General features: G+C 73.8%; 26 protein-coding genes and 1 pseudogene. 10 read left to right on the forward strand and 17 right to left on the reverse strand.

From position 1 onward, the window contains the following. Positions 1–57: 57 nt before the first annotated feature. The 3 genes from ACWEPX_RS25345 to ACWEPX_RS25355 form a co-directional block, all read right to left on the reverse strand. Entirely contained in the window at positions 58–2,157 is a 2,100-nt protein-coding gene (locus ACWEPX_RS25345) for a 3-hydroxyacyl-CoA dehydrogenase NAD-binding domain-containing protein (RefSeq protein WP_451899735.1), read from the reverse strand. After that, positions 2,157–3,377 carry a thiolase family protein gene (locus ACWEPX_RS25350; RefSeq protein WP_451899736.1) on the reverse strand — a complete coding sequence of 407 codons (1,221 nt, stop codon included), beginning with the start codon at positions 3,375–3,377 and terminating at the stop codon, positions 2,157–2,159. The genes ACWEPX_RS25345 and ACWEPX_RS25350 overlap by 1 nt, the downstream gene beginning before the upstream one ends. 65 nt (positions 3,378–3,442) lie before the next feature. Then, a complete protein-coding gene (locus ACWEPX_RS25355) occupies positions 3,443–4,099 on the reverse strand; it encodes a TetR/AcrR family transcriptional regulator (RefSeq protein ID WP_451899737.1) in 657 nt (218 codons plus the stop codon). Between the two features lie 92 nt (positions 4,100–4,191). Here ACWEPX_RS25355 and ACWEPX_RS25360 point away from each other — a divergent pair, with 92 nt between their 5' ends. Next, the gene (locus ACWEPX_RS25360; RefSeq protein ID WP_451899738.1) at positions 4,192–4,626 is read left to right on the forward strand and encodes a nitroreductase family deazaflavin-dependent oxidoreductase; all 435 of its coding nucleotides are present in this window, start codon (positions 4,192–4,194) and stop codon (positions 4,624–4,626) included. A gap of 12 nt (positions 4,627–4,638) precedes the next feature. On the opposite strand, the gene ACWEPX_RS25365 is transcribed toward ACWEPX_RS25360, so the two are convergent. From ACWEPX_RS25365 to ACWEPX_RS25375, 3 genes and pseudogenes are all read right to left on the reverse strand, one after another. Beyond that, positions 4,639–5,868 carry an HRDC domain-containing protein gene (locus ACWEPX_RS25365; protein ID WP_451899739.1) on the reverse strand — a complete coding sequence of 410 codons (1,230 nt, stop codon included), beginning with the start codon at positions 5,866–5,868 and terminating at the stop codon, positions 4,639–4,641. A gap of 98 nt (positions 5,869–5,966) precedes the next feature. Beyond that, positions 5,967–6,683 (reverse strand): annotated as a pseudogene (locus ACWEPX_RS25370) (response regulator transcription factor). Positions 6,684–6,931: 248 nt separating this feature from the next. Beyond that, positions 6,932–7,090, reverse strand: coding sequence for a hypothetical protein (locus ACWEPX_RS25375; protein WP_451899740.1), 159 nt, complete (start codon positions 7,088–7,090; stop codon positions 6,932–6,934). Between the two features lie 44 nt (positions 7,091–7,134). Between ACWEPX_RS25375 and ACWEPX_RS25380 the strand changes: the two genes are divergently transcribed. Further along, complete coding sequence (locus tag ACWEPX_RS25380; protein WP_451899741.1) at positions 7,135–7,569, forward strand: membrane dipeptidase; 435 nt, start codon at positions 7,135–7,137, stop codon at positions 7,567–7,569. Positions 7,570–7,720: 151 nt separating this feature from the next. After that, positions 7,721–10,171, forward strand: coding sequence for a M14 family metallopeptidase (locus ACWEPX_RS25385; protein ID WP_451899742.1), 2,451 nt, complete (start codon positions 7,721–7,723; stop codon positions 10,169–10,171). Positions 10,172–10,220: 49 nt separating this feature from the next. Here the strand turns inward: ACWEPX_RS25385 and ACWEPX_RS25390 are convergent, their stop codons facing one another. Both ACWEPX_RS25390 and ACWEPX_RS25395 read right to left on the reverse strand, forming a co-directional pair. Next, positions 10,221–10,853: a type 1 glutamine amidotransferase family protein gene (locus ACWEPX_RS25390; protein ID WP_451899743.1), complete on the reverse strand. Its 633-nt coding sequence runs from the start codon at positions 10,851–10,853 to the stop codon at positions 10,221–10,223. A 31-nt stretch (positions 10,854–10,884) separates the two neighbouring features. Next, a complete protein-coding gene (locus ACWEPX_RS25395; protein ID WP_451899744.1) occupies positions 10,885–11,457 on the reverse strand; it encodes a DUF3000 domain-containing protein in 573 nt (190 codons plus the stop codon). Between the two features lie 117 nt (positions 11,458–11,574). Here ACWEPX_RS25395 and hemE point away from each other — a divergent pair, with 117 nt between their 5' ends. The 4 genes from hemE to ACWEPX_RS25415 all read left to right on the forward strand — a co-directional run bounded on the left by hemE (position 11,575) and on the right by ACWEPX_RS25415 (position 15,594). After that, the gene (gene hemE, locus ACWEPX_RS25400; RefSeq protein WP_451899745.1) at positions 11,575–12,675 is read left to right on the forward strand and encodes a uroporphyrinogen decarboxylase; all 1,101 of its coding nucleotides are present in this window, start codon (positions 11,575–11,577) and stop codon (positions 12,673–12,675) included. Beyond that, positions 12,672–14,063 (forward strand): protoporphyrinogen oxidase, encoded by a 1,392-nt coding sequence (gene hemG / locus ACWEPX_RS25405; RefSeq protein ID WP_451899746.1) that lies wholly within the window; start codon positions 12,672–12,674, stop codon positions 14,061–14,063. The genes hemE and hemG overlap by 4 nt, the downstream gene beginning before the upstream one ends. Before the next feature lie 18 nt (positions 14,064–14,081). Continuing rightward, on the forward strand, positions 14,082–14,774 hold the full coding sequence (gene hemQ / locus ACWEPX_RS25410; protein WP_451899747.1) for a hydrogen peroxide-dependent heme synthase: 693 nt from the start codon (positions 14,082–14,084) through the stop codon (positions 14,772–14,774). 70 nt (positions 14,775–14,844) lie between these two features. After that, a complete protein-coding gene (locus ACWEPX_RS25415) occupies positions 14,845–15,594 on the forward strand; it encodes a VOC family protein (protein ID WP_451899748.1) in 750 nt (249 codons plus the stop codon). A 449-nt stretch (positions 15,595–16,043) separates the two neighbouring features. Here ACWEPX_RS25415 and ACWEPX_RS25420 read toward each other — a convergent pair whose 3' ends face one another. From ACWEPX_RS25420 to ACWEPX_RS25450, 7 genes are all read right to left on the reverse strand, one after another. Next, entirely contained in the window at positions 16,044–16,379 is a 336-nt protein-coding gene (locus ACWEPX_RS25420; RefSeq protein ID WP_451899749.1) for a hypothetical protein, read from the reverse strand. Then, positions 16,376–17,179, reverse strand: a complete 804-nt coding sequence (locus ACWEPX_RS25425; protein ID WP_451899750.1) for a DUF692 domain-containing protein — start codon at positions 17,177–17,179, stop codon at positions 16,376–16,378. Before ACWEPX_RS25425 ends, ACWEPX_RS25420 begins: the two co-directional genes overlap by 4 nt. 27 nt (positions 17,180–17,206) lie before the next feature. Next, positions 17,207–18,094, reverse strand: coding sequence for a TIGR04222 domain-containing membrane protein (locus tag ACWEPX_RS25430; RefSeq protein ID WP_451899751.1), 888 nt, complete (start codon positions 18,092–18,094; stop codon positions 17,207–17,209). A 249-nt stretch (positions 18,095–18,343) separates the two neighbouring features. Beyond that, on the reverse strand, positions 18,344–18,751 hold the full coding sequence (locus ACWEPX_RS25435) for a type II toxin-antitoxin system VapC family toxin (RefSeq protein ID WP_451899752.1): 408 nt from the start codon (positions 18,749–18,751) through the stop codon (positions 18,344–18,346). A 1-nt stretch (position 18,752) separates the two neighbouring features. Next, positions 18,753–19,055, reverse strand: a complete 303-nt coding sequence (locus ACWEPX_RS25440) for a type II toxin-antitoxin system Phd/YefM family antitoxin (protein ID WP_451899753.1) — start codon at positions 19,053–19,055, stop codon at positions 18,753–18,755. A gap of 26 nt (positions 19,056–19,081) precedes the next feature. After that, a complete protein-coding gene (msrB, locus tag ACWEPX_RS25445; RefSeq protein WP_451899754.1) occupies positions 19,082–19,507 on the reverse strand; it encodes a peptide-methionine (R)-S-oxide reductase MsrB in 426 nt (141 codons plus the stop codon). A gap of 10 nt (positions 19,508–19,517) precedes the next feature. After that, positions 19,518–19,808: a hypothetical protein gene (locus tag ACWEPX_RS25450; protein WP_451899755.1), complete on the reverse strand. Its 291-nt coding sequence runs from the start codon at positions 19,806–19,808 to the stop codon at positions 19,518–19,520. A 62-nt stretch (positions 19,809–19,870) separates the two neighbouring features. On the opposite strand from ACWEPX_RS25450, the gene ACWEPX_RS25455 reads away from it, so the two are divergent. After that, positions 19,871–20,917, forward strand: coding sequence for a DNA polymerase domain-containing protein (locus ACWEPX_RS25455; RefSeq protein WP_451899756.1), 1,047 nt, complete (start codon positions 19,871–19,873; stop codon positions 20,915–20,917). Positions 20,918–21,022: 105 nt separating this feature from the next. Continuing rightward, complete coding sequence (locus ACWEPX_RS25460; protein ID WP_451899757.1) at positions 21,023–21,220, forward strand: hypothetical protein; 198 nt, start codon at positions 21,023–21,025, stop codon at positions 21,218–21,220. 165 nt (positions 21,221–21,385) lie between these two features. Here the strand turns inward: ACWEPX_RS25460 and ACWEPX_RS25465 are convergent, their stop codons facing one another. Then, complete coding sequence (locus ACWEPX_RS25465; protein ID WP_451899758.1) at positions 21,386–22,903, reverse strand: alpha/beta hydrolase; 1,518 nt, start codon at positions 22,901–22,903, stop codon at positions 21,386–21,388. A 90-nt stretch (positions 22,904–22,993) separates the two neighbouring features. Between ACWEPX_RS25465 and ACWEPX_RS25470 the strand changes: the two genes are divergently transcribed. After that, positions 22,994–23,869, forward strand: coding sequence for an EamA family transporter (locus ACWEPX_RS25470; protein ID WP_451899799.1), 876 nt, complete (start codon positions 22,994–22,996; stop codon positions 23,867–23,869). On the opposite strand, the gene ACWEPX_RS25475 is transcribed toward ACWEPX_RS25470, so the two are convergent. Further along, complete coding sequence (locus ACWEPX_RS25475; RefSeq protein ID WP_451899759.1) at positions 23,856–24,956, reverse strand: ATP-dependent DNA ligase; 1,101 nt, start codon at positions 24,954–24,956, stop codon at positions 23,856–23,858. The genes ACWEPX_RS25470 and ACWEPX_RS25475 overlap by 14 nt on opposite strands. Between the last annotated feature and the right edge of the window lie 6 nt (positions 24,957–24,962).

Below are 24,962 nucleotides of genomic sequence, written 5' to 3' on the forward strand. Positions count from 1 at the left end.
CGGACGCGCGCGGGCGGCCGCCCCCCGGGGGATCGGGGGCGGCCGCCCGCGCGCGGGTCAGGCCGGGACGGAGGCGACGCCCGGGGCCAGGAACGGCTTGCCGTTGACCTGCTCGGCGATGCCGGAGCGGTCCAGGAACGGCGTCGCGCCGCCCATCCAGAACGGCCAGCCTGCGCCGAGGATCATGCACAGGTCGATGTCCTGGGCCTCGGCGACCACGCCCTCGTCGAGCATGATCCGGATCTCCTCGGCGACGCCCTCCAGCGCGCGCCTGCGGACCTCCTCGGCGGGCAACGGCGACGACCCGAACTCCCACAGGGCGGCGACCTCGGGGTCGACGCTCTGGTTGCCCGCGGCGTCCCACGTCCACACCGCGGTCTTGCCCGCGGCGACGAACCGCTTCATGTTCTCGCTGACCGGGAAGCGGTCGGGGAACGCGGCGTGCATGGTCTCGGCGACGTGCAGGGCGACGGCCGGGCCGACGAGCTGCAGCAGCACCAGCGGGCTCATCGGCAGGCCGAGGTCCTCGGTCGCCTTGTCGGCCACCTCGAACGGCGTGCCCTCGTCCACCGCGCGGATGATCTCGCCCATGAAGCGGGTCAGCAGCCGGTTGACCACGAACGCCGGGGCGTCCTTGACCAGCACGCACGACTTCTTCAGCGCCTTGCCCACGGCGAAGGCCGTGGCCAGGGTGGCGTCGTCGGTGCGCTCGGCGCGGACGATCTCCAGCAGCGGCATCACCGCGACCGGGTTGAAGAAGTGGAACCCGACCACGCGCGACGGGTGCTTCAGGCCCGCGGCCATCTCGGTGATCGACAGCGACGAGGTGTTCGTCGCCAGCACGCAGGTCTCGCTGACGTGCGCCTCGACCTCGGCGAACACCTGCTGCTTGACCTTCATCTCCTCGAACACGGCCTCGATGACGAAGTCCGCGTCGGCGAAGGCCGCCTTGTCCAGCGAGCCGGAGACCAGCGCCTTGAGCCGGTTGGCCCCGTCGGCGGACACCCGGCCCTTGGCGGCGAGCTTGTCGATCTCGCCGTGCACGTACGCCACGCCCTTGTCGACCCGCGCCTGATCGATGTCGGTGAGCACCACCGGCACCTTGAGCTGACGGGCGAACAGCAGCGCCATCTGCGAGGCCATGAGACCGGCCCCGACGATGCCCACCTTGGTCACCGGGCGGGCCAGGCCCTTGTCCGGCGCGCCTGCGGGCCGCTTGGCGCGCTTCTGCACCAGGTTGAACGAGTACAGCCCGGCGCGCAGCTCGTCGGTCATCAGCACGTCGGCCAGCGCCTCGGTCTCGGCGGCGTAGCCGCGGTCGAGGTCGTTGTGCCGGGCCAGCTCCAGCAGCTCCAGGGCCTTGAGCGCACCGGGGGAGGCGCCCTTGGTCTTGTCCTGCACGATCTGCTTCGCCCGGGCGACCGCGGCGTCCCAGCCCGCGCCGCGGTCGATCTCGCGGCGCTGCGGCTTCTCGCCTGCCAGCACGCGCGCCGCCCAGCGCAGCGACTCCTCGATGAAGTCGGCCGAGCCCAGCAGCGCGTCGAAGATCCCGAGCTCGTAGGCCTGCTTCGGCTTGAGCATCCGGTTCTGCGCCAGCGCGTTCTCGAAGATCACGCCGACCGCGGCGTCCGGGCCGATCAGGTTCGGCAGCAGCTGCGTGCCGCCCCAGCCGGGGAACAGGCCCAGGAACACCTCGGGCAGCGCGATCGCCGCGGTGTTGTCCGACAGCGTCCGGTAGTGGCAGGACAGCGCCAGCTCCAGGCCGCCGCCCATGACCGCGCCGTTGACGAAGGCGAAGGTGGGCACCGGGGAGTCGGTGAACCGCTTGAACACCGCGTGCCCGGCCTCGGCGATCTTGCGCGCCAGGGCCCGGTCGGCGACCTGCTCCACACCGGACAGGTCGGCGCCCACGGCGAAGATGAACGGCTTGCCGGTCACCGCGATCGCGGCGGGCTCGGCGGCGAACGCGGCGTCGAGCGCCTCGTTCAGGCTCACCAGGCTCTGCGGGCCGAACGTCGACGGGCGGGTGTGGTCGTGGCCGTTGTCGATGGTGATCAGCGCGACCCGGCCGATGCCCGGCGCGGTCACGACCCGGGTCACCGCCCGGGTGACGACCTCGTCGGGGAAGGCGGCTGCGGCCTCGTCCTTGGTGAACATCACTTCTCCCCGTTCCAGTGCGGGTTCTCCCAGATGACCGAGCCGCCCATGCCGATCCCGATGCACATGGTGGTCAGGCCGTAGCGCACGTCGGGGCGCTCGGCGAACTGGCGCGACAGCTGGGTCATCAGCCGCACGCCGGAGGAGGCCAGCGGGTGGCCGCAGGCGATGGCGCCGCCCCACTGGTTCACCCGCGGGTCGTCGTCGGCGATGCCGAAGTGGTCGAGGAAGGCCAGGACCTGCACGGCGAACGCCTCGTTGATCTCGAACAGGCCGATGTCGGAGATGGACAGCCCGGTGCGGGCCAGCGCCTTCTCCGTCGCCGGGACCGGACCGACGCCCATGACCTCGGGCTCCACGCCCGCGAAGGCGTAGCCGACCAGGCGCATGCCCGCGGGCAGGCCCAGCGCCCGGGCGGTGGCCTCGTCGGCCAGGATGCAGCCGGTCGCGCCGTCGTTGAGGCCCGCGGCGTTGCCCGCGGTGACGCGGCCGTGCGGGCGGAACGGGGTCTTCAGACCCGCCAGCGTCGCCACGGTCGTGCCGGGGCGCGGCGGCTCGTCCTCGGTGGCCAGGCCCCAGCCCAGCTCGGCCGAGCGGGTGGCGACCGGGACCAGCTCGGGGCCGATCTTGCCCGCCTTGACCGCCTCGGCGTAGCGCTCCTGGCTGCGCGCGGCGTACTCGTCGCAGCGCTGCTTGGTCAGGTGCGGGTAGCGGTCGTGCACGTTCTCCGCGGTCTGGCCCATCACCAGGGCGGTCGGGTCGACCAGCTTGTCGGCCACGATGCGCGGGTTGGGGTCGACGCCCTCGCCCATCGGGTGGCGGCCCATGTGCTCGACGCCGCCCGCGATGACGATGTCGTAGGCGCCGAAGGCGATGCCGCTCGCGGTCGTGGTGACCGCGGTCATCGCGCCCGCGCACATGCGGTCGATGGCGAAGCCGGGGACGGACTTGGGCAGCCCGGCCAGCAGCGCGGCGGTGCGGCCGATGGTCAGCCCCTGGTCGCCGATCTGGGTGGTCGCCGCGATGGCGACCTCGTCGACCCGCTCCGGCGGCAGCTCGGGGTGCCTGCGCAGCAGTTCGCGGATGACCTTCACGACCAGGTCGTCCGCGCGGGTCTCGGCGTAGATGCCCTTCGGGCCTGCCTTGCCGAACGGCGTGCGGACACCGTCGACGAAGACCACGTTCCGAACGGCCCGCTCGGGTGCGGCGGGTGCGGCCACGGGTGCTCCTTCACATTGGACTACCGACCAGTAACAATGCTAGCCCCTGTTACCGGCCAGTAGTGTCACCCGGTCAGGCCGATCTGCGCGGCGAGGTCGGCCACGGCGGCGTCGAAGAACTCGTCCGCGGGCTCGATGGCGCCCCTGAACTGCCCGGACAGCTCGAAGCTGATCATCCCGAGCACCTGCGTCCAGGCCCGGGTGACCCTCGCCATCGCCCCCGGTGCGATCACCACGTCCAGCGCCTGCGCGACCACGGCCATCTGCTCGGCCAGGCTAGTGCTGATCGGCGCGTCGGGCGCGTCGGCGGCGATGGCCGCCAGCACCCGCGCGGCCCGGCCCGCGGGCTGCACGGTGTCGCGGGGCGCCTGGTAGCCGGGGATGGGGGAGCCGTAGATCAGCAGGTACTCCGCCGGATTGGCCAGCGCCCACCCGCGGATCGCCCGGCACACCGCAACCCAGCGCCGCGCCGGGGCCGCGGCCGGGTCGTCGGCCTGCTCCGCGGTCTCGCCCAGGGCGTCGTAGGCGTCGATGATCAGCGCGGTCAGCAGGTCGTCGCGGCTGGGGAAGTAGCGGTAGAGCGCGGAGGAGACGAAGCCCATCGCCCGCGCCACCCCCCGCAGGGACAGGCTGTGCGCCCCGTCGGCCCGCAGCTGCCTGCGCGCCTCGTCCTTGATCCCCTGGATCGCGTTCGCCCTGCGGGTCGTGCGGAGGTCGGCCATGCGGCCAGTGTACGAGAGCACCGCTCTTGGCGAGAGCAGTGCTCTCGGATAGAAAGAGAGAGCACTGCTCTCGAAACCCTTCAGGAGGGGTCATGCGGTACCAGAAGCCCGGCGCCATCACCCGACGTGTGCTCAACCCCCTGGTCGAGTTCCTGGTCCGGCGCGGCGTCGACGTGGCCGGGTCGCGGGTGCTGGTCGTGCGGGGGCGCAAGAGCGGCCAGCCCCGCTCGAATCCGGTGAACCTGCTCGTCCTCGACGGCGAGCGCTACCTCGTGGCTGCTCGGGGGCACACCGAGTGGGTGCGCAATCTGCGAGTTGCGGGCGAGGGCGAACTCCGCATCGGCTCGCGCGCCGAGCGCTTCACCGCCACCGAGCTGCCCGACGACGCCAAGGCCGCCGTCCTGCGCGCCTACCTCAAGCGCTGGGCCTGGGAAGTCGGGGCGTTCTTCGACAAGGTCGACGCCAAGTCGGCAGACCCCGACCTGCTGCGGGTCGCGCCCGACCACCCGGTCTTCCGCCTGGCCTGACCGCTCGCGTGCTCAGGCGTGGGCCTGGAGGGCCTTGGTGAGGTCCGCGCCCGCCAGGGCGATCTGCCACTCCCGCGCGCCCCCCGCGCGCAGGGCGTCAGCGACCGACTCCGCGTCGACCGGCTCCGGGGGCTGCCAGCAGGTGCGGCGGACCAGGTCGGGCTGGAGCAGGTTCTCGACCGGGAGCCGGTTGGCCTCCGCCAGCGCGTTCAGCGAGGTGCGGGCGGCGGAGAGGCGGGCCGCGGCGTCCGGGTCCTTGTCCGCCCAGCGGTTGGGCGGCGGTGGGCCGTCGTTGGGCGGTGAGGGGTCGGGCAGCTCGCTCTTGGGCAGCCGCGCGGCGGTGCGCAGGGCGCGCATCCAGGTGCCCGACATGCGGCGCTGCGCGCGGCCGCGGAACACCGGGAGCTGGAGCAGGGCGGCCTCGTCGGCCGGGTTGGCCGTCGCGGCCGCGACGATGGCGCTGTCCGGCAGCACCCGGCCCGGGGCGATGTCGCGCTGGCGGGCCACGGAGTCCCGCGTCTCCCACAGCGCCCGCACCGCGGCCAGGCCGCGGGCCGTGCGCACCCCGTGGATGCCCGACGTGCGCCGCCACGGCTCCTTGCGCGGTGGCGCGGGCGGCGCGGTGCGCAGGGCCTCGAACTCCTCCAGCGCCCAGTCCAGCTTGCCCTGGGCCCGCAGCTCCTTCTCCAGCGCGTCGCGCAGCGGGACCAGCAGCTCCACGTCCAGCGCCGCGTAGTTGAGCCAGTCGCGGGGCAGCGGGCGGCGCGACCAGTCCGCCGCGCCGTGGCCCTTCTCCAGCTGGTAGCCGAGCAGCCGCTCGACCAGGGTGCCGAGGGCGACCCGCTCGAAGCCCGCCAGCCTGCCCGCCAGCTCGGTGTCGAACAGCCGCGGCGGGCGCAGGCCCAGCCCGGCCAGGCACGGCAGGTCCTGGGAGGCGGCGTGCAGCACCCACTCGTCGCCGGACAGCGCGGTGATCAGGGGGTCGATGCGGTCGTCGAGGGCGACCGGGTCGACCAGGAAGGTGCCAGCGCCCTCGCGGCGGACCTGCACCAGGTAGGCGCGCTGGGAGTAGCGGTAGCCGGAGGCGCGCTCGGTGTCGACGGCGATCGGGCCAGCGCCCGCCGCGATCGCCGCGGCGGCGGCCAGCAGGGCGGCGTCGTCGGCGACCACGTCCGGCGTGCCGTCCGCGGGCTCGGTGAGCGGCACCGGGGAGACATCGGGTTCTTGGCCGGGTGTGGTCACGGCGCAAGACCCTACGGCACGCGGGCCGCCGGGGCGTGCGGATCAGCAGCAGTCGTGTGGCTGGGCCATGCCCAGCCCAGCCACACGACTGCTGATGTCTAGCGGATCACCCCGGCCCGCATGGCCAAGGCGACCATCTGGGCGCGGTCGCCGGTGCCCAACTTGCGGCCGATCCGCGACAGGTGAGACTTCACCGTCAGCGCCGAGAGGTTCAGCGCCTCGCCGATCTCCTTGTTGGACTGTCCGTCCGCGACCAACTGGAGCACCTCCACCTCGCGCGCCGACAGCTCGCGCGGGGTGTTGTCGGTGCCCGGCACCCGGGTGCCCGTCGCCAGCACCGGCGCGACGCTCGGGTCGGCGTAGACGCCGCCTTCGAGCACGCGGCGGACGCCGTCGGTCACCACCACCGGCGATGCGGACTTCAGCAGGTAGGCCTGAGCGCCCGCCTGGAAGGCCGATCGGACGGCGTAGGGGTCGTCGGACGAGGCCAGCACGACGATCCGCGGCCAACCGTGGCTGCGGAGCTCCGTGACCAGCTCGATCCCGCTGCCGTCCGGCAACCCGAGGTCGAGGATCGCCAGGTCGCACGGCCCGGTGGCCTGCGCCCGCGCTCTCGCCTCGGCCACCGTGGCGGCCTCGTGCACTGTGCCCGCACCCATCTGGGTGAGTCAGGCTGCTATCGCCTCCCTCAAGAGCGGGTGGTCATCGACCACCAGCACGGAAAACAGCTCCTCCCGCGGGTGCGGGACCATGTTCGCCGGCAAGGAGCCGGCTGGCGTGGTTCGAACGGCCTGACCTAAGCCGACGGCAGCCACGTCACTACCTCCCTGGAGTCGGTCGTTGCCCCCCGACCGGCACTGGGACTTTCGACCGAACAGCCGCGCCGCCGTTGGACCGAAAGTGGTGTCGACAGGGGCAGCCTAGCCGCCCAAGCGGGTTAGCGGGACGATCAATCGGGTATGTATCCGATCGGGTTGTGACAGACGGCAGTTTGAGTAACACGTTCGGGTGAGTCACCACGTGGTGACGTAACGGAAGTGGCCAGCTACACGATGAAACGGGGTCACGGGTAGTGGCCGGGGGCGCGGCCGAGCGCGCGCTCCGCCTCCTGGCGGAGGCCCCGCTGGTCGACGGCCACACCGACCGGGCGTGGACGCTGCGTGACCGATTCCGCGGCGACCTCGACGCCCACGATCTCACCACCGAGCGCGACGACCTGCACAGCGATCTCCCCCGGCGGGCTGGGTGTCCAATTCTGGTCGGCGTATGTCCCGAGTTCGCTCAGCGGACACGAAACCGTCACCGCCGCGCTGGAGCGGACCGCCCGGCATTCGGAGCACCCGGCGCGGGCCCGAACGGCCGAGGCCGTCCCGACCGCCGTCGAGCAGGGCGAAGTCGGCGGATTGCCGGCGTTCGTCTCGCAGAGCTGTCGCCGAATGCGACCCGCGGGCGGGCGGCAACCCGCCGCGACGTCGCCGGCCCGCATCGAGCACGCCAGGACCGTGGCCGGGGGTGAACCACGTGGGCATCGGCGGCGGCTACGACGGGTGCGCGGACCTGCCCGGCGTCTCGACCATCCCCCGCCTGTTCGCCGCTCTGCTGGAGCGCGGCGGGGGTGCGTCCGACTGCGCGAAGGTTGCTGGCCGTAACGTCCTACGTGTGCTCCGCGCGGCCGAAGACGCTGCCGCCGCACGGTCGTAAGCGGCAACGGGCAACGGGGAAAACTGGCAACAGGTAAAAACTGCCGGTGCGTCCCCCGACCCCGGCAACTGGCAACCGGTAAGTCCCTCCCGGGCGATCGGCAGTGGTTAGCGTCGGCCTCGCCGAAAGACCTTCGGAAGGACACACGGGCGTGAACCGATCTGTTCGCGCGCTGCGCACGACCGCAGCGCTGGCACTCACCGGGGCCGTGATCGCGGGCCTCACCACCTCCCCCGCAGCCGCCGACGACGGCGTCCTGCGGGCCAACCAGGCCGTCGCCCGCAAGTGCTTCGCCGAGCCGCTGCCCGCGGGCGCCAAGGGCGTCGCGCACCGCGAGGTGACCGCGGGCGCCGACGGCCTCGTGCAGGCCAGGCTCGCCCCGCAGGGCGGCGGCGTCGGCGACTGGGACGTCGCGGTCTTCGACAAGGCCAGCGGCGAGCTGGTGGCGGCGTCGGCGGCGCTGCGGTCGGTCGAGCTGGCCGAGGGCTTCGTGACCGCGGGCCAGGACCTGCTCGTGCAGGCCTGCCGGTACGCGGGCCAGGCCAAGGCCGTGCGCCTGGGCGTCGACTTCCTCGCCGTGGCGGCACCGGCCGCCGCCCAGCGGGCCGACGTCGTGCGCGTGCACACCCCGACCCGCGCGGACAAGGACCGGCTGCTCGCCCTGGACCTCGACGTGACCGAGAAGGCCGACGCGACCGGCGTCGAGGTCGTCGTGGCCACCGACGAGGACCGCAGGGCGCTGGCCGACGCCGGGCTGCGGTCCACGGTCGTGCGCCGCGACATCTCCGCGCGCTCGGTCGCCAACGCCGCGGCCGACCGCGCCTACGCCGACCGCACCGAGCGCTCCCCGCTGCCCTCCGGCCGCACCTCCTACCGCCACCTCTACGACTACGAGTACGAGATCAAGGACCTCGCCCGCCGCAACCCGGGCATCGTGCGGGCGTTCACCCTGCCCGAGCAGACGTGGGAGGGCCGCGACGTCGTCGGCGTGGAGATCGCGACCGACGTCGACAACCTCGCCGACGGCAAGGCCGTCAACTTCGTGATGGGCGTGCACCACGCCCGGGAGTGGCCCGCGGGCGAGCACGCGATGGAGTGGGCGCACGAGCTGGTCAACGGCTACCGCGGCGACCCGGCGATCCGCGCGCTGATCGGCAAGACCCGCAACGTCGTGGTCCCGATCGTCAACCCCGACGGCTTCAGCATCTCCCGGGAGGCCGAGCCGCGCGGCGACTTCACCCGCTTCGACTACGAGATGAAGCGCAAGAACTGCAACGTCAACGACTCGCCCGAGGGGCTGCGGACGGGCACGTGCGCGGCCAACCCGGGCGGGCGGCTGCGCGGCACCGACCCCAACCGCAACTACGCGGGCTTCTGGGGCGGCGCGGGCGCGTCGACCACCTGGTCCAACGACACCTTCCGCGGCTCGGCCCCGTTCTCCGAGCCCGAGACCCGCAACATCCGCTCGCTGGTGTCGACCCGGCAGGTGACCAACCTGATCACCCTGCACACCTACTCCAACCTGGTGCTGCGCGTGCCCGGCGTCGCCGACGTGCGGCCGCCGCTGGACGAACCGGCGTACAAGGCGCTCGGCGACCGGATGGCCGCGCGCAACGGGTACGTGAGCCAGCCGTCCTGGCAGCTCTACGACACCACGGGGTCCACTGAGGACTGGTCCTACTTCGCCACCGGCGGCTGGGGCTTCACCTTCGAGATCGGGCCGGACGACTTCCACCCGCCGTTCGCCAACGGGGTCGTCGCCGAGTACCTCGGCCGGGCGCCCGCCGCGGGCGCGGGCAAGGGCGGCAACCGCGCGGCGTTCCTCGACATGCTGGCCAACGCCGCCGACCCCGCCGCGCACTCCACGCTCGTCGGGTCCGCGCCGCGCGGCTACAACCTCCAGCTGCGCAAGACCTTCCAGACGCCGACCTCGCCGGTGCGCCAGCCCGACGGGACCATCGGCTCGCCGATCTACGTCACCGACACGCTCACGTCGAACCTGACCGCGACCGGCGGCCGGTTCTCCTGGGCGGTCAACCCCTCGACGCGCCCGTTCGTCGCGGGCCGGTACGGCAGGCAGCCGCAGGCGCCCGCCCAGCAGCCGATCGAGCTGCCGAACCCGCCGGGCATCCCCGCCGAGAACCCGAACTACCCGGGCAACGCCACCGCCGAGGTGGTCCCGTTCCGGGTGGACGGGCTGCCCGCGGTGGACAACGGGAAGATGACGGTGTCGGTGCGGTGGGGCAGCCCGCGCACCGACTGGGACCTCTACGTCCTCGACGCGGCGGGCACCGTCGTGGCCTCATCGGCCAACGGCGGCACCACCGCCGAGGCCGCGGTCCTGTTCGACCCGCCCGCCGGGGAGTACCGGGCCGTGCTGGTCAACTACGACCAGGCCGATCCGTCCACCCCGGACGACTGGTCCGGGCTGCGGGTCGACTTCGCCAACCCGCTGCCGCCCATCTACGGCCCCAAGGAGCCCTACACGCTCACCTGCTCCGACCGCCGCGGCAAGCTGGTCGGCATCGCCGAGGTGTTCGTCGACCGCGGGCAGACCGTCGACGTCGGCGAGGTGTGCGCCCGACCGGCCAAGCGGCGCTGAGCCGGGGTGTCCGCGGCGGCTATCCCCGGGCCGCCGCGGACACCGCCGCTCACCCGGGCTGCGGCACCGCGGCCATCAGCGCGTGGAAGTGGTGCGGCTCGTGCGTGGAGAACAGCCCGTACCAGGCGTCCAGCGCGGGCGGGCTGAGCACGCCCAGGCGCGCCAGCGCGGCGCGGGCGAACTCCAGCGGGGCCACGCCGCTGGCCGTCACCAGGTCGCCATCGATCACGGCGGGCTCGTCGCGGTAGAGGTGCCCGCCCCGGTAGCCGGGGGCGAGCGCGGCGATGGCGTTGGGGTCGTTGCTGGTGTGGATGCGGTTGTCCAGCAGGCCCGCGTTGGCCAGGGCGATCGTCGCCCCGCAGATCGCGGCCACGGGCACCCCGGCGGCCAGGAACTCCGCCGCCTTGGCGGTGGCCGGGGCGTGCTCGGGGGCGTCCCAGATCTCCCCGCCCGGCAGGATCAGCAGCGCGCTGTCCTGCGGGCTCAGCTCGTCGAGGGCGAGGTCCGGGGTGATGGTGAGCCCGCCCATGGTGCGGATCGGGGCGCGGGTGGCGCCGACGGTGCGCACGGGGAGCGCGGTGCCCGGCTCGGCGAAGAAGCGGCCGGTGTTCAGCTCCGCGGTCAGGTGGCCGACCTCCCAGTCGGCGAGGGTGTCGAGGACGTAGAGGTGCGCGTTCGTCATGGCCCCACGCTAACCCCGGCCACCGACAGCTTCAGTCGGCCTGCCGCTGGCTGAACAGCGCGACCCCGACCGGCGGCAGGCCGACCACGCTGGCCATCAGGTCGCAGAACGCCTCGCCGTGGGCGGCCAGGTTCTCCGCCACCGGGGTCCAGGACGCCCGCAGCTCCAGGTCGTCGGTGCGGGCCGGGCCCGCGATGTCGCCGAAGCGGGCCGAGGAGGTGTCGGTGACCGTGCCGCCCAGGGCGGTGTGCCGCGCGCCCGCGGCATCCAGCGCGTCGGTCAGCCAGGACCAGCCGACGCTGGGCAGCAGCGGGTCGTCGGCCAGCTCGGCGTCCAGCTCGGCGCGCACGTAGGCCACCAGCCGCAGGTCGCCGTCCCAGGCCTGCTGGCCGTCCGGGTCGTGCAGCAGGATCAGCCTGCCGGTGGCGTGCACGTCCCCGGGCCCGCTGGCCTCGGCGGTGAGCGCGTACGCGAACGGGGCCAGCCGCTGCGGCGCCCGGACCTCGGCGAGCTGCAGCTCCCGGCGCGGGCGCAGCGATCGCAGCGCCGCGACAGCCCGGACGAATATCGGCGGCGTGCCATCCCCACTCACCGTCTCGGTCACGACTGGTAACTGTAAGACCACCCGAGATGGTGAGTGGGGATGGCACGCCGAGCAATACCGCGACCCAGGGTGGGAGTCGCCCCCGCCGAAGCCGCGCGTGGCACGATTGGACGTGCCATGACTGACACAGCGGACATCCAGGCGGGCCTGCCGACGGCCGCCCGCAGGCACCTCCCCGACGCCCCGTTCCTGGTGGCCGCCCGCGGCGGCGAACCGGACCGCGTCCCGGTGTGGTTCATGCGGCAGGCCGGGCGCTCGCTGCCGGAGTACCGGGCGGTGCGCGAGGGCGTGCCGATGCTCGCCGCCTGCTTCGACCCCGAGCTGGTCCGCGAGGTGACGCTGCAGCCGGTCCGCCGCCACGGCGTCGACGCGGCCATCCTGTTCAGCGACATCGTCGTGCCGCTGGTCGCCGCGGGCGTCGACCTGGACATCGTCGCGGGCACCGGCCCGGTCGTCGCCCACCCGGTGCGCACCCCGGCCGACGTGGCCGCGCTGCCGGTGCTCGACCCCGCCGCCGTCGAGCCGGTCGCCGAGGCCGTCCGCCTGCTCACCGCCGCGCTCGGCGGCACCCCGCTGATCGGCTTCGCAGGCGCGCCGTTCACCCTCGCGTCGTACCTGGTCGAGGGCGGTCCGAGCCGCAACCACGAGCACACCAAGGCCCTGATGTACGGCGACCCGGCCACCTGGCACGCCCTGCTGGACCGCCTCGCCGACATCACGCTGGCCTTCCTGCGCGTGCAGCTGGCCGCCGGGGTGGACGCCGTGCAGCTGTTCGACTCCTGGGCGGGGGCGCTGTCCGAACGCGACTACCGCGAGTACGTGCTGCCGCACTCCGCGCGCGTGCTCTCCGGGCTCGCGGACGCGGGCGTGCCGCGCATCCACTTCGGCGTCGGCACCGGCGCGCTGCTCGGCGCGATGCGGGAGGCGGGCGCCGACGTGGTGGGCGTCGACTGGCGCACCCCGCTGGACGAGGCCGTCCGCCGGGTCGCCGCGGCCCCGGGGGACTTCGCCGCCGGGCCGGTCGTGCAGGGCAACCTCGACCCGGCCGTGCTCTTCGCGGGCGAGGACGCCGTGCGCGCCCACGCCGACCGGATCGTCGCCGAGGGCCGCGCCGCGGCCGGGCACGTCTTCAACCTCGGCCACGGCGTGCTGCCGCAGACCGACCCGGACGTGCTGACCCGGCTGGTGGAGCACCTGCACTCGCTGCCGGTGCGATGACCTCGCGCGGGACCTCGGGCGTGGCCGTGGACGTCGCGGTCGTCGGGGGCGGCATCGCCGGGCTGGCCGCGGCCCACCGGCTGCGGGCCCTGCTCGGGCCGGGCGCGCGGATCGCGGTGTTCGAGCAGACCGACCGCCTCGGCGGCAAGCTGCGCACGGCCGACATCGCGGGCGAGCGCTTCGACGTCGGCGCGGAGGCCTGGCTGAACCGGCGCCCCGAGGTCGCCGACCTGGTCGCCGAGCTGGGCCTCGGCGGCGTCGTGCACCCGAGCGGGACCGCCCGCTCCACCGTCCGCGCGGGCGGGGTGACCCGGGCCGTCCCCGCGGGCACCGTGCTCGGCCTGCCCGCCGACCCCGCCGCCGTCGCCGACCTGCTCAGCCCCGACGGCCGCAGCCGGGTCGCGGCCGAGGCCGACCTGCCGCCGCTGCGGCTGGACGGGGACGCCCCGCTCGGCCCGCTGCTGCGCGGGCGCTACGGCGACGAGCTGACCGACCGGCTCATCGATCCGCTGCTCGGCGGCGTCTACGCGGGCAGCGTCGACGGGCTCGGGCTGCGCGCCACCATGCCGCCGGTCGCCGCCGCGCTGGACGCGGGCGCGACCTCGCTGACCGAAGCCGCCCGCCGCCTGGTCCGCCCGCCCAGCGGCGAGCCGGTGTTCGCCACGCTCGCCACCGGGCTGGACGCGCTGGTGGCCGCGCTGGCCGCAGGCGTCGAGGTCCGGCTCGGCACGCTCGTCCGCGACCTCGACCGCACCGCGACCGGCTGGCGGCTCACCGCCGACGGCCCGGTCGACGCCGCCGCCGTCGTGCTCGCCGTCCCCGCCCCCGCGGCGCGCAAGCTCCTGGCGACCGCCGTGCCCGCCGCGTCGGCCGGGTACGCGCGGGTCGAGCTGGCGTCGATGGCCGTCGTCGCGCTCGCCCTGCCCGAGGGGACCGAGCTGCCGGGCAGCTCCGGCGTGCTGGTCGGCGCGGGGGAGCGGCGGGCCGACGGCAGGCCGTTCGCGGTCAAGGCGTTCACCTACTCCAGCAGCAAGTGGGGCCGCAGCGGGCCGGTGCTGGTCCGCGGGTCGGTCGGGCGCTTCGGCGACCCGGGCGCGCTGCGGCTGACCGACGACGAGCTGGTGCGCGCGGTCCGCGCGGACCTGGCCGAGCTGGCGGGCGTGACCGCCGCCCCGGTCGACGTCGTGGTCCAGCGCTGGGGCGGCGGGCTGCCGCAGTACGGCGTGGGCCACACCGAGCTGGTGGCCGGGATCGAGCGCGCGGTCGACGCCGCGCCCGGCCTGGCGGTGGCGGGCGCCACCCTGCATGGGGTCGGCCTGCCCGCCTGCGCGGCCACCGGCGACGCCGCCGCCCGACGTGTCGCTGCCCACCTGCTCGGCGCGGGCTGAGGGTGGGACGATGGCGGTATGGCCCGCCTGAACTACACCGAGCTGAACGACACCATCCGCTACACCATGTGGTCGGTCTTCCGCGTCACGCCCGGCGCGCTGCCCGCCGACCGCGGTCCCGCGGCGACCGAAGCCCAGTCCTACCTGGACGCCCTGGCGGACAAGGGCGTCGAGGTGCGCGGCGTGTACGACGTCGCGGGCCTGCGCGCCGACGCCGACTACATGATCTGGTGGCACGCCGAGGCCATCGAGGAGGTCCAGGCGGCCTACACCGGCTTCCGGCGCACCGCGGTCGGCCGGGCGTCCACCCCCGTGTGGAGCCAGGTCGCGCTGCACCGGCCCGCGGAGTTCAACCGCAGCCACATCCCGGCGTTCCTCGCAGGCGAGGAGGCGCGCAAGTACGTGTGCGTCTACCCGTTCGTGCGGTCCTACGACTGGTACCTGCTGCCGGATGACGAGCGCCGCAAGATGCTCGCCGACCACGGCAAGGAGGCCCGCGACTACCCGGACGTGCGCGCCAACACCGTCGCGTCCTTCGCCCTCGGCGACTACGAGTGGATCCTCGCCTTCGAGGCCGACGAGCTGCACCGGATCGTCGACCTGATGCGCCACCTGCGCGGCACCGAGGCCCGCAGGCACGTGCGCGAGGAGATCCCCTTCTACACCGGGACGCGCGTGCCCGCCGCCGAGCTGGTGGCCAACCTGCCGTAGGCGGCGGCTGTCGGTGCCCGGGTCTAGCGTGCGGGCTTGACGCACATCACACCGACGAGAGGCGCCGACGATGGTCATCCGCACGACCGCATGGCCCGCGGGCACCCCCTGCTGGGTCGACCTGGGCACCGACACCGACCGCGCCACCGCGTTCTACGGCGGCTTGTTCGGCTGGACCTTCGAGTTCGCCGGGGAGGAGTTCGGCGGGTACGGGATCGCCAGCAAGGACGGCCACCGCGTGGCGGGCATCGGCCCCAAGCAGGACCCCGACCAGCCGTCGGAGTGGACGACGTACCTGGCCACCGACGACATCACCGCCACCGCCCACGCCGTGGCCTCCGCCGGTGGCCAGGTCTTGTTCGAGCCGATGACCGTGCAGGACAAGGGAACCATGACGATCGCCGTCGACCCGGTCGGGGCGATGTTCGGACTGTGGCAGGCGGGGACGAACACCGGTGCGGACCTGGTCAACGCACCGGGCTCGCTGGTGTGGAACGAGCACATCAGCGGGGACGTGGAGCGGGCGAAGGAGTTCTACGCGGCGGTGTTCGGGTATTCGTTCGGGGATGTGGGGGAGGGGTACTACACGTTGGATGTGGCTGGGGCTGAGCAGCCGGTTGGGGGGATCGGCGGGGGGTCTGGCGCTGGGTGGAGCACGTACTTCCAGGTGGCGGACGCTGATTCGGCTGTGGCGTTGGTGAAGGAGCTGGGTGGGTCGGTGGTGTCACCGGTGGAGGACACGCCGTTCGGGCGGATGGCTGCTGTGGTGGATGACCAGGGAACCGAGTTCCGGATCATGGGCAACGTCCCTGCGCCGTGACCTCGCGTGGGGCCGTTGGGGGCGCGGTTGCGTGGAGGCCTGGGTGGGGTCGTCCCGCAGTGGCGTGGGGCCGGGTCGTCCCGCGGTTGCGTGGGGCCGGGTCGTCCCGCGGTTTGCTTTGTGGGTCCGATGGGGTGAACTCGCATTCGCGGGGACCCCTAAGCGAAGCGCCGCTTGGGCGTGAAGAGCGGCGATGCGGGCGAAGCCCGTTCACGCCCTGGCAAGTTTAGCGGCGCTTCGCTCCCCGCGAATGCAAGTCCACCCCATCGGACACTTCGTGTGGGCGCGTCCCGTTAACGGGGTGGTCACGCTGACTCCCCGAGTCAACCCACTTCTTCCGCCCACTCCCGCCCCCGCCCTCACCCCTTCTGTCGTTCCCCCCCACCCCTTCCGCCTCCGCCCGCGCCCCGGTCCCCGCCCCGTCCCGCCCTTCGCCGCTTCGCCCTACCTCAGTTCGCTGGGCGTTTGCGTTGCCACCAGCGGCGGCGGGGGTGGGTGGGGAGGGCCCAGGCTCGGAAGTTGGCGGCGTCGGCTCGGGCTCGGGTGCCGGAGGGGCGGGGGTGGGCTTTGGCGTAGGTGTCGAAGAGGGGGCGGTAGTCGTCGCCGAGGGTGGCGGCGGTTTCGGGGTCTACGAGGGTGTTGATGCGGCGGCGTTTGGCCAGGAGGGCGGCGGATTCGATGGCGAGCATGCGGGGGTCGAAGCCGGGGGGTGGTGGGGTGTCGGTGAGGAGGGCGTGGAGGAGGGCGGACTGCTGGCGGGCCAGCTCTTCGCGGGGGGTCGTCATGCGGTGAGGGTGGCTCGGATGGTGGCCAGTTCGGCGGCGAGGGCCTCGTCGGACGGGTAGTTGTCGTCGCGTTCGAGGAGGACGCCGGGGGGTGTGCGGCGGCGGCAGAGGTCGGTGAGGAGGTCGAAGACCTCCTGGGGGACCGGGTGGGCGTGGGAGTCGTGGTAGACGCCGTGGTGTTCGTAGCCGCCCGCGACGTGGACGTAGGCGATGCGCTCCAGGGGGAGGCCGTCGAGCAGGGCGTCGAGGTCGTGGCCGAGGTTGCGGGCGTTGGCCCACATGTTGGCCACGTCGAGCAGCAGCAGGCAGCCCGTGCGCTCGGTCAGCTCGGTGAGGAACTGGGCCTCGGTCAGCTCGGCGTCGGGCCACTCCAGCAGGGCGGCGATGTTCTCCAGCGCCAGCGGGACGCCCAGGATCGACTGGGCCTCGGTGATGTTCTCGGCGAGCACGTCCAGCGCCGCGCGCGTGCGGGGGACCGGCATCAGGTGGCCCGAGTCCAGCCCGCCCGCACGCACGAAGCACACGTGGTCGCTGACCAGCGGCGCGTCCACCATCGCCGCCACCTCGGCCAGGTGCTCGACCCGCTCGGTGTCCAGCGGCTCGGCGCCGCCGAGGGACAGCGACACGGCGTGCGGGAGCACGGGGACGCCGCGGGACCGGAGCACCCGCAGGGAGTCCGGGAGCTCGCCGCGCGGGATGTTCTCCGCGACGACCTCCACGAAATCGACTCCCGGCAGCCGTTCGACCGTCAGATCGATCTCCGACCGCCAGCCGATGCCCACCCCCAAAGGTCCCGTCATGGCGTCCATCATGCCCCCGCCCGCCGATCAGCTGCCGCCGCCACCGCAGCCGCCGCAGCCGCTCCCCCCGGAGCACGACGACGACCCGCCCGAGCACGACGACCCGGCCGACGACCCCCCGGTGGAGGAGGCCGTGCTCATCCGGCTGGCGGCCAGCGCGGTCCCGATCTCCGGGTCCGGGTAGGCCGCCAGGCCCGCGAACAGCACCGCCGTGGTGGCCCCGCCGAGCAGCGCCGCCTCGGTGCCCGCGCCCGGCCGCGACTTCCCCCGCGCCTGGGCCAGCACGCGCTCCCCGGCGTACGTGCGCTCCGACAGCGGCGCCCGGTAGAGCGCGATGGCGACCACGGCGGTCACCACCAGCCCCACCGTGAGCCAGCCGATCGGGTAGCCCTCCGCGATGCCGTTGACCCACCGGGCCACGCCGACCACCAGCAGCACCAGCGCGGGCACCGCGGCCAGCCGCGCCCGCATCGCACCCCCGTCGACCAGCAGCCCCTTGCCGACCAGCGACGACCGCACGGCTTGCACCGCGTCGTCGCGGGCGACCTGGCCGACGAGGGGTCCGACGGACCGGTAGGCGTACCGCTTGGTGTCCTGGAGGACCGCCCGGTCGACCAGGTCCGTGGCCGTGGCCCCCGCCACCACCCGGATCGACCCCGTGCGGTTCGCCTTGACCTTGCCGAGGTCGAGCAGCCTGGCCACCGCGGTCTCCACCACCCGCGTCGGCCCCCCGGCCAGGTACGCCAGCTCGTGCACGGAGAGCTGCTCGGCCCCGATCATCCCCGCCGCCGAGCGCCCGACCGGCGTCCCCGCCCTGATCGCGATCCGCACCGCCGCGGCGAACAGCAGCACGAACACGAACCCGACCAGGTAGATCCGCAGGAAGTCCGGCCCGGAAATGCCCCACGGTTCCATCACGTCCCCCTTGCCCGGGCCTGCCGCGCCGACGTCCCCGAGGCCGGGATCCCCCTCCCGACCACCTCGCCGACCGCACGCCCGTCCTTCTGGCTGTCCGATCAGGATTGATCGGGCAGGACCATGCTGTGGCGGTGTGACCCCGGGCACAAGACATCTTGAGCAAGACTTAGGGAAGCCCTGTGCAGGATTTAGGCTTGCCGTTGCCGGGAAACGGACCACCCGCCGATCGGGCCGGCCCCTGCCCGGCTACGCGCCAGGGGCGACCGCGGCGAGCCCCGCGGCCCGGGCGGCGTCCAGGAGGATCTTGTCGTAGGTGAGCACGGCGGACAGGCTCTCGGCGAGGTCCAGCGCGGTGGCCAGGTGGATGGCGTCCAGCGTGCCCAGGCGGGGCGGCGGCAGGGTGGTGGCGTCGGCGAGCACCGGTGGGGTGATCTCGACCAGGTCGACCTTCCTAGCCAGGAACCGCTCCGCCGCGGGAACGGCGGTCGGGTTCGCCCTGGTGAGCACCCGGATCAGCTCCACCCCGAGCAGCTGGGACGACACGAGCGTCGGCGCGGGCTGCTCGGCCAGCCACCGGCGCAGGTCGGGCGACTCCGCCTCGGCCACGAACAGCTTCACCAGCGCTGAGGTGTCGAAGTAGACCAAGTTGGCCAACTCAGCGATCCCCCCGCTGCTCGCGGAGCAGTTCGCCGGTGCTGCGGTCGGCGAGGTTGGGCACCGGCTCGGGCAGGTCGTCGATGCGGAAGGGCTCCTGCGCCTGCCGGATCAAGCCCGCCGCGACGAGCTGCGAATAGCGGTCGTCAGCGGCGGGGACGATCCGGGCGACGGTCTTGCCGCGCTCGGTGACCTCTACCGTCTCTCCTGACTTGACCAGGGCCAAGACGCGAGCGGTGTGGTGGGACAGCTCGCGCATGCCCACGGTGGGGCGGGGGGCTTCTCGGTCGGCGGGGGCGCTCATGTGGGACATGTTACCACATGTGTGACCTAGGCCTCGTCCGGGACCAGCCGCAGGGAGATGGAGTTGATGCAGTAGCGCTGGTCGGTCGGGGTGGGGTAGCCCTCGCCCTCGAAGACGTGGCCGAGGTGGCTGTGGCAGGTCGCGCACAGGACCTCGGTGCGCACCATCCCATGCGAGCGGTCCTCGCGCAGGATGACGCGGTCGCCTGCAAGGGGGGAGAAGAACGACGGCCAGCCGCAGTGCGACTCGAACTTCGTCTCGCTGCGGAACAGCTCCGCGCCGCACGCGCGGCAGTGGTAGGCGCCAGCGGTCTTGGTGTCGGTGTACTCGCCCTTCCACGCGGGCTCGGTGCCCGCCTCGCGGAGGACGTGGTACTCGGCGGGGTTGAGCTCGGCGCGCCACTGCTCTTCGGACTTGACCACCGCGGGGGTGGCGCCGACTACCGGTTCCATGCCTTCCACGCTAACCCAGCAGCGTCGTCACGATGAACACGACGGCGTCCCAGGCGGCGATGACGACGCCCAGCAGGATGAGGATGGCCAGGATGCCCGCCATCAGCCGGTAGTGCCCGCCCAGCCGGTTGGCCGAGTCGGCGAAGTCGGAGACGCCGCCGAGGTAGCCCTCGACGGTGTAGCCGGGGCGCACCCGCTCCAGGCGGTCCAGGTGCTCGGCGAAGGCCTGCGCCTCGGGGTCGTCGCGGTCCAGCCCGATGAGGTCGTCGTTGAACCGGTCGTGCGGTTCTTCCGGGGCCATGCGTTCACGGTAGCCCGAGCGAGCCGCGCCTGTCGTCGCCCTTGCGAAGGTAGTCTGCCCCCGTGGCAGCAGCCGAGGAGATCAGCGTCGACGGCCGCGCGGTGCGGGTGTCCAACCCGGACAAACCGTACTTCGCGGAGTTGGGCCTCACCAAGCGCGACATCGTCGGGTACTTCCTCTCGGTGGGCCCGGGCATCCTGGGCGCGCTCCGCGACCGGCCCACGACGCTGGAGCGCTGGCCGGGCGGGGTGTTCGAGGGCGCCAAGCTCTCCACCCGCGCCGACAACCGCGGCGACGCCTTCTACCAGAAGCGGGCGCCGCAGAACCGCCCCGACTACGTCGAGACCGCCCGCATCGCCTTCCCCAGCGGCCGCCCGGCCGACGAGGTGTGCCCGACCGAGCTGGCCGTCGTGGCCTGGGCGGCCAACCTGGGCACGCTGACCTTCCACCCCTGGCCGGTGCGCAAGACCGACGTCGACCGGCCCGACCAGCTCCGCATCGACCTCGACCCGCAGCCCGGCACCGACTTCGCCGACGCGGTGGAGATGGCCCACGAGGCCCGCGCGCTGCTCGACGAGCTGGGCATGCAGGGGTTCCCGAAGACCTCGGGCGGCCGCGGGGTGCACCTCTACGTGCCCATCGAGCCCCGCTGGACGTTCGTGGAGGCGCGCCGGGCGGTCATCGCCTTCGGCCGGGAGCTGGAGCGGCGCAGGCCCAACCGGATCACCACGAAGTGGTGGAAGGAGGAACGCGGCGAGCGCATCTTCCTCGACTACAACCAGATGGCCCGCGACCGCACGATCGCCTCGGCCTACTCCATCCGGCCGACCCCGCGCGCCCTCGTCTCCGCGCCGGTGACCTGGGACGAGCTGTCCGATGTGCACCCGGAGGACTTCTCCGTGCTGACCATGCCCGCCCGCTTCGCCGAGGTGGGGGACCGGCACGCGGCCGTCAACGAGCACGCCTTCGGCATCGAGGCGCTGCTGGAGATGTTCGAGCGCGACGAGCGCGACCGCGGCGAGGGCGACCTGCCCTACCCGCCGGAGTACCCGAAGATGGCGGGCGAGCCCAAGCGCGTGCAGCCCTCGCGGGCCCGCGACGACACCTGAGTGCTGCTCCATCCGGTCGAATACGGGACACTTCCGGCAAACGGAAGCACGCCAAACGTCGGTCCCCGTGCCTACACTCGATCCCACGAGGAGAGGAGGCTCGACGTGACCGACCCCTATCTGGTGCGCTACGTCGGCGGGCCCCTCGACGGGCGGGTCGACACCATCGCCGCGCCCACCCAGCCGCGCGCGACGGTCACCCATGTGCACCTGCACGAGGGGCCGAAGATCGTCCACCACTACGACCTGTCCTACGCCGTGGAACTCGGGTGCGAGTACCGCCTGCGCGAGGAGAGCGCCTAGCCGGCAGGCAGGCGGAGCCGGGTCGGTCGATCGGCGGGGTGGGCGGTGCCGGGCCGCACGCCGACGCCCGATGTCCGCGGCCGCGCGCCGACGCCCGATGTCCGTAGCCCCGCGCGGACGCCCGATGTCCTGAGTGGAGTGCCCGCGGTCAGCCGGGTAGCGCCGTCACGGCGGGCAGACCATGCCGTCCTGGGGGACCGCGCCGTCGCGCAGGAAGGCGATCGCGGCCTCGGTCGCGCACGGCGACACGGCCAGCGCGCCGTGGCCCGCGCCCTCCCAGGTGACGCCGACCCCGGTGGCCAGGCGCTGCAGCGCGCGGTCGGTGCCGTCCTTGGGGGTCGCCGGGTCGGCCGCGGTGGACAGCAGGACGATCGGCGGGGCGGTCTTGGCGGTGGCCTGGGGCACCGGCTTGGACGACACCGGCCACGGCCCGCACAGCGCCAGCCACTGCGCCGACAGCGCCCCGAACACCGGGTAGCGGTCGTGCAACTCGCGGGTCGTCTGCTCGATGGCCTCGGTGGCCAGCCGGGACTTGGTGTCGTTGCACCGCACGACCAGCGTCGCGTCGAAGGTGGCCGGGTACTCGTCGGTGTCGGTGACGATCGGGGTGACGAACCGGTGCAGCCCGGCGTAGGACCCGCTGCGCGCATCCGCGATCGCGGTGGCCAGCTCGGGCCAGCCTGCGCGGTCGCGCAGGCCGTGGAACACCGCCCGGAGCAGCACGCCCGCGCCCGGTCGGTTGAGGATCTCGGTGACGACCTGCCGGGCGCTGGGCTCCAGCGGGCAGCCGCGGGCGGCGCAGTCGGCGCTGAAGGCGTCCAGGGCGGCCTCCGCGCCCGCCGCGATGCCGGTGAGCACGCCCCGGGCGTCCTCGTCGGGGTCGGGGTGCCCGTCGAGCACCAGCCTGCCCACGCGGTCGGGGTAGCGCTCGGCGAACACCGACAGCACCCGCGAGCCCTCGCCGTGCCCGATGGCGTGCAGCCGCTCCATGCCCAGCGCGGCCCGCACGGCCTCGGCGTCGGCCGCCGTGCGCCAGGTGTCCAGCGCGGGCAGCTGGGACTCCAGCGCGATCGAGCAGTTCTGCCCCGCGCTGCGGGCGAGGTCGATCCAGTCGGTGACCTCCAGGGCGCGCGGGTCGGCGCTGAGGAGGTCCTCGCGGACGTCGGCGGGGACGCAGCGCGCGGGGTCGGAGTTGCCTGTCCCCCTGCGGTCGACGCCAACCAGGGAGAAGGTGGTGAGGAAGTCCTCGGGCAGCCGGGCGGCCAGCTGGGCCGCGTAGAGGGTGCCGGGCAGGCCGTCGATGTCGTTGAACACGGCGATGGGGATCTCCCCGCTGCCCGCGCGCAGCACCTGCATGCGCATCATCCCGCGGCCCGGGGCGTACGGGGAGTCGAGCACGCCGTTGACGCGCCCGCAGGCGATCTCGACGTCGGTCTCGGGCAGCCGCGCGGTGATCTCCGGCCCGCACTCGTCCCACCGCACCGAGGCCGCGGCGGGCGCGCCCAGCGGCGGCAGGGGGGCGGGGGCCGGGGTCACCTGGGTGGGCGGGGCGAAGGTGTCGCCCCCGCGGACGACGATGGCGGGTCGGGTCGACGGGCCCGCGGTGCAGGCCGCCGCGAGCGCGGCCACGACGACACCGGCGGCACCGGCGACCACGCGCCTGGCGAATGGACCTGCGAACACTGCCGCCAGGGTGGCAGGCGCGGGGTGAGGATTCGGTGAGCGGGCCGCCGGAGAATCCGCTGGACGCAGACATAGGATGAATCGGTGGCGATGCGTGCGGAGCGGGGTTGGTGGCCGGGGCTGGTCGACGGGGTGGGCTCGGCCGTGCGCGGCGTGGGCGCGATCCCGCCGCCGCTGCAGGTGCTGCTCGGCGTCATCAGCGTCCAGGTCGGCGGGGCCGTCGCCAAGACGATGTTCGCCAGCGCCGGGCCGATGGGGATCGTCGCGCTGCGGCTGGTGTTCGCCGCCGCGGTCCTGGTGCTGATCTGGCGGCCGCGGGTGTGGCGGGAGGCGTGGGGCACGGTCGTGTCCTACGGCGTGGTCCTGGCCACCATGAACCTCCTCTTCTACCTGGCCATCGCGCGCATCCCGCTGGGGATCGCGGTCACGATCGAGTTCCTGGGGCCGCTGGCGGTGGCGCTGGTGGGCTCCCGCAAGGTCCTCGACGTCCTGTGGGCGCTGATGGCCGCCGCCGGCGTCGTGCTGCTGGCCAGGGCGGGCGGCGACGTCGACCTGATCGGGGTGGCCCTCGCGGCGGGCGCGGGGGCGTGCTGGGCCGGGTACATCCTGCTCAGCCACCGCCTGGGCAGCCGCACCACCGGGGGCGGCGGCCTGGCCCTGGGCATGGTCGTCGCCGCCGCGGTCGCCGTGCCCGCAGGCGTGGCCGACGCGGGCGGCGCGCTGCTGCAGCCCTCGGTGCTCATCGCCGGGCTGGCCGTGGCGCTGCTGTCCTCGGTGATCCCGTACTCGCTGGAGCTGCAGGCGCTGCGCAAGATCCCGCCGCGCGTGTTCGGCGTCCTGATGAGCCTGGAGCCCGCCGTCGCCGCGGTGACCGGGCTGCTCGTGCTGCACGAGCTCCTGCACCCCGCGCAGTGGGTGGCGATCTGCCTGGTGGTGGCCGCCTCGGTGGGCGTCACCCGCCGCTAGCGCGCTCCTTGACCTCGCCGCGCAGCACCGCGTCCAGGTCGTAGCGCGCCGGCTCCTCCAGCTGCTCGTAGGTGCACGACGACGGCTCGCGGTCCGGGCGCCAGCGGCGGAACTGGGCGGTGTGCCGGAAGCGGCCCGGGTAGCCGCCCTCGGTGTGCTCGTAGGCCACCTCCACGACCCGCTCCAGCCGCAGCGGCACCCACGGCTGCTCGGTGGTCCGCCAGCGGCTGATCGCCCCGGGCATCCGCAGCACGTCGTGGTCGGCGTCGGCCGCAGCCCACGGGTGGCCCTCGCGCCCGCCCTCGATCAGCGGGGCCATCTCCTCGGCCAGCTCGCGCCGCCGGGCCGCCGGGAACGAGCCGACCACGCCGACGTGGTGCAACTGCCCCTCGTGGTCGTAGAGGCCCAGCATCAGCGAGCCGACCGCCTCGCCGGGCTCGGTGTCCTTGTACCAGCGCAGGCCCGCGACCACGCAGTCCGCCGTCCGCGAGTGCTTGAACTTCAGCAGCGTGCGCTTGTTGGGGGTGTACCCCCCGTCGGCGGGCTTGCCCATCACCCCGTCGAGGCCCGCGCCCTCGAAGATCTCGAACCAGCGGCGGGCCAGCTCGGCCGAGCGGGTCACCGGGGTCAGGTGCACGCGCTCGCCCAGGGTGAGCGCGCCTTCGAGGATCTCCCGGCGGCGCACGGTCGGCGTCTCCAGCAGGACCTCGTCGCCCAGGGCCAGGATGTCGAAGGCGATGTAGCGCGACGGCGTGGTCTCCGACAGCAGCGCGACCCGGCTGGCGGCCGGGTGGATGCGCTCGGCGAGCTTGTCGAAGTCCAGCTTGCCGCCGATGTCGACGATCAGCTCCCCGTCGACCACCGACCGCTCCGGCAGCGCCGCCCGCAGCGCGACCTCCGCCTCCGGGAAGTACCGGTTGAGCGGCTTGCCCGAGCGCGACTGCAGGAACACCTCGTCCCCGTCGCGGAAGGCCAGGCAGCGGAAGCCGTCGTACTTCGGCTCGAAGACCAGGTCCTGGTCGTCCGGGATGGACGGGACGGCCTTGGCCAGCATCGGTTGGACCGGCGGGGTCAGCGGAAGGGCCACGGGGTC

Source organism: Actinokineospora sp. NPDC004072, assembly GCF_053604195.1.

What these genes read in the sequence shown, in the direction of transcription:
- ACWEPX_RS25345 (WP_451899735.1), bottom strand. Translation starts at nt 2,157, where the DNA reads ATGTTCACCAAGGACGAGGCCGCAGCCGCCTTCCCCGACGAGGTCGTC.
- ACWEPX_RS25355 (WP_451899737.1), bottom strand. Translation starts at nt 4,099, where the DNA reads ATGGCCGACCTCCGCACGACCCGCAGGGCGAACGCGATCCAGGGGATC.
- ACWEPX_RS25360 (WP_451899738.1), top strand. Translation starts at nt 4,192, where the DNA reads ATGCGGTACCAGAAGCCCGGCGCCATCACCCGACGTGTGCTCAACCCC.
- ACWEPX_RS25380 (WP_451899741.1), top strand. Translation starts at nt 7,135, where the DNA reads ATGTCCCGAGTTCGCTCAGCGGACACGAAACCGTCACCGCCGCGCTGG.
- ACWEPX_RS25390 (WP_451899743.1), bottom strand. Translation starts at nt 10,853, where the DNA reads ATGACGAACGCGCACCTCTACGTCCTCGACACCCTCGCCGACTGGGAG.
- hemE (WP_451899745.1), top strand. Translation starts at nt 11,575, where the DNA reads ATGACTGACACAGCGGACATCCAGGCGGGCCTGCCGACGGCCGCCCGC.
- hemG (WP_451899746.1), top strand. Translation starts at nt 12,672, where the DNA reads ATGACCTCGCGCGGGACCTCGGGCGTGGCCGTGGACGTCGCGGTCGTC.
- hemQ (WP_451899747.1), top strand. Translation starts at nt 14,082, where the DNA reads ATGGCCCGCCTGAACTACACCGAGCTGAACGACACCATCCGCTACACC.
- ACWEPX_RS25415 (WP_451899748.1), top strand. Translation starts at nt 14,845, where the DNA reads ATGGTCATCCGCACGACCGCATGGCCCGCGGGCACCCCCTGCTGGGTC.
- ACWEPX_RS25420 (WP_451899749.1), bottom strand. Translation starts at nt 16,379, where the DNA reads ATGACGACCCCCCGCGAAGAGCTGGCCCGCCAGCAGTCCGCCCTCCTC.
- ACWEPX_RS25425 (WP_451899750.1), bottom strand. Translation starts at nt 17,179, where the DNA reads ATGACGGGACCTTTGGGGGTGGGCATCGGCTGGCGGTCGGAGATCGAT.
- ACWEPX_RS25430 (WP_451899751.1), bottom strand. Translation starts at nt 18,094, where the DNA reads ATGGAACCGTGGGGCATTTCCGGGCCGGACTTCCTGCGGATCTACCTG.
- ACWEPX_RS25440 (WP_451899753.1), bottom strand. Translation starts at nt 19,055, where the DNA reads ATGAGCGCCCCCGCCGACCGAGAAGCCCCCCGCCCCACCGTGGGCATG.
- msrB (WP_451899754.1), bottom strand. Translation starts at nt 19,507, where the DNA reads ATGGAACCGGTAGTCGGCGCCACCCCCGCGGTGGTCAAGTCCGAAGAG.
- ACWEPX_RS25450 (WP_451899755.1), bottom strand. Translation starts at nt 19,808, where the DNA reads ATGGCCCCGGAAGAACCGCACGACCGGTTCAACGACGACCTCATCGGG.
- ACWEPX_RS25470 (WP_451899799.1), top strand. Translation starts at nt 22,994, where the DNA reads ATGCGTGCGGAGCGGGGTTGGTGGCCGGGGCTGGTCGACGGGGTGGGC.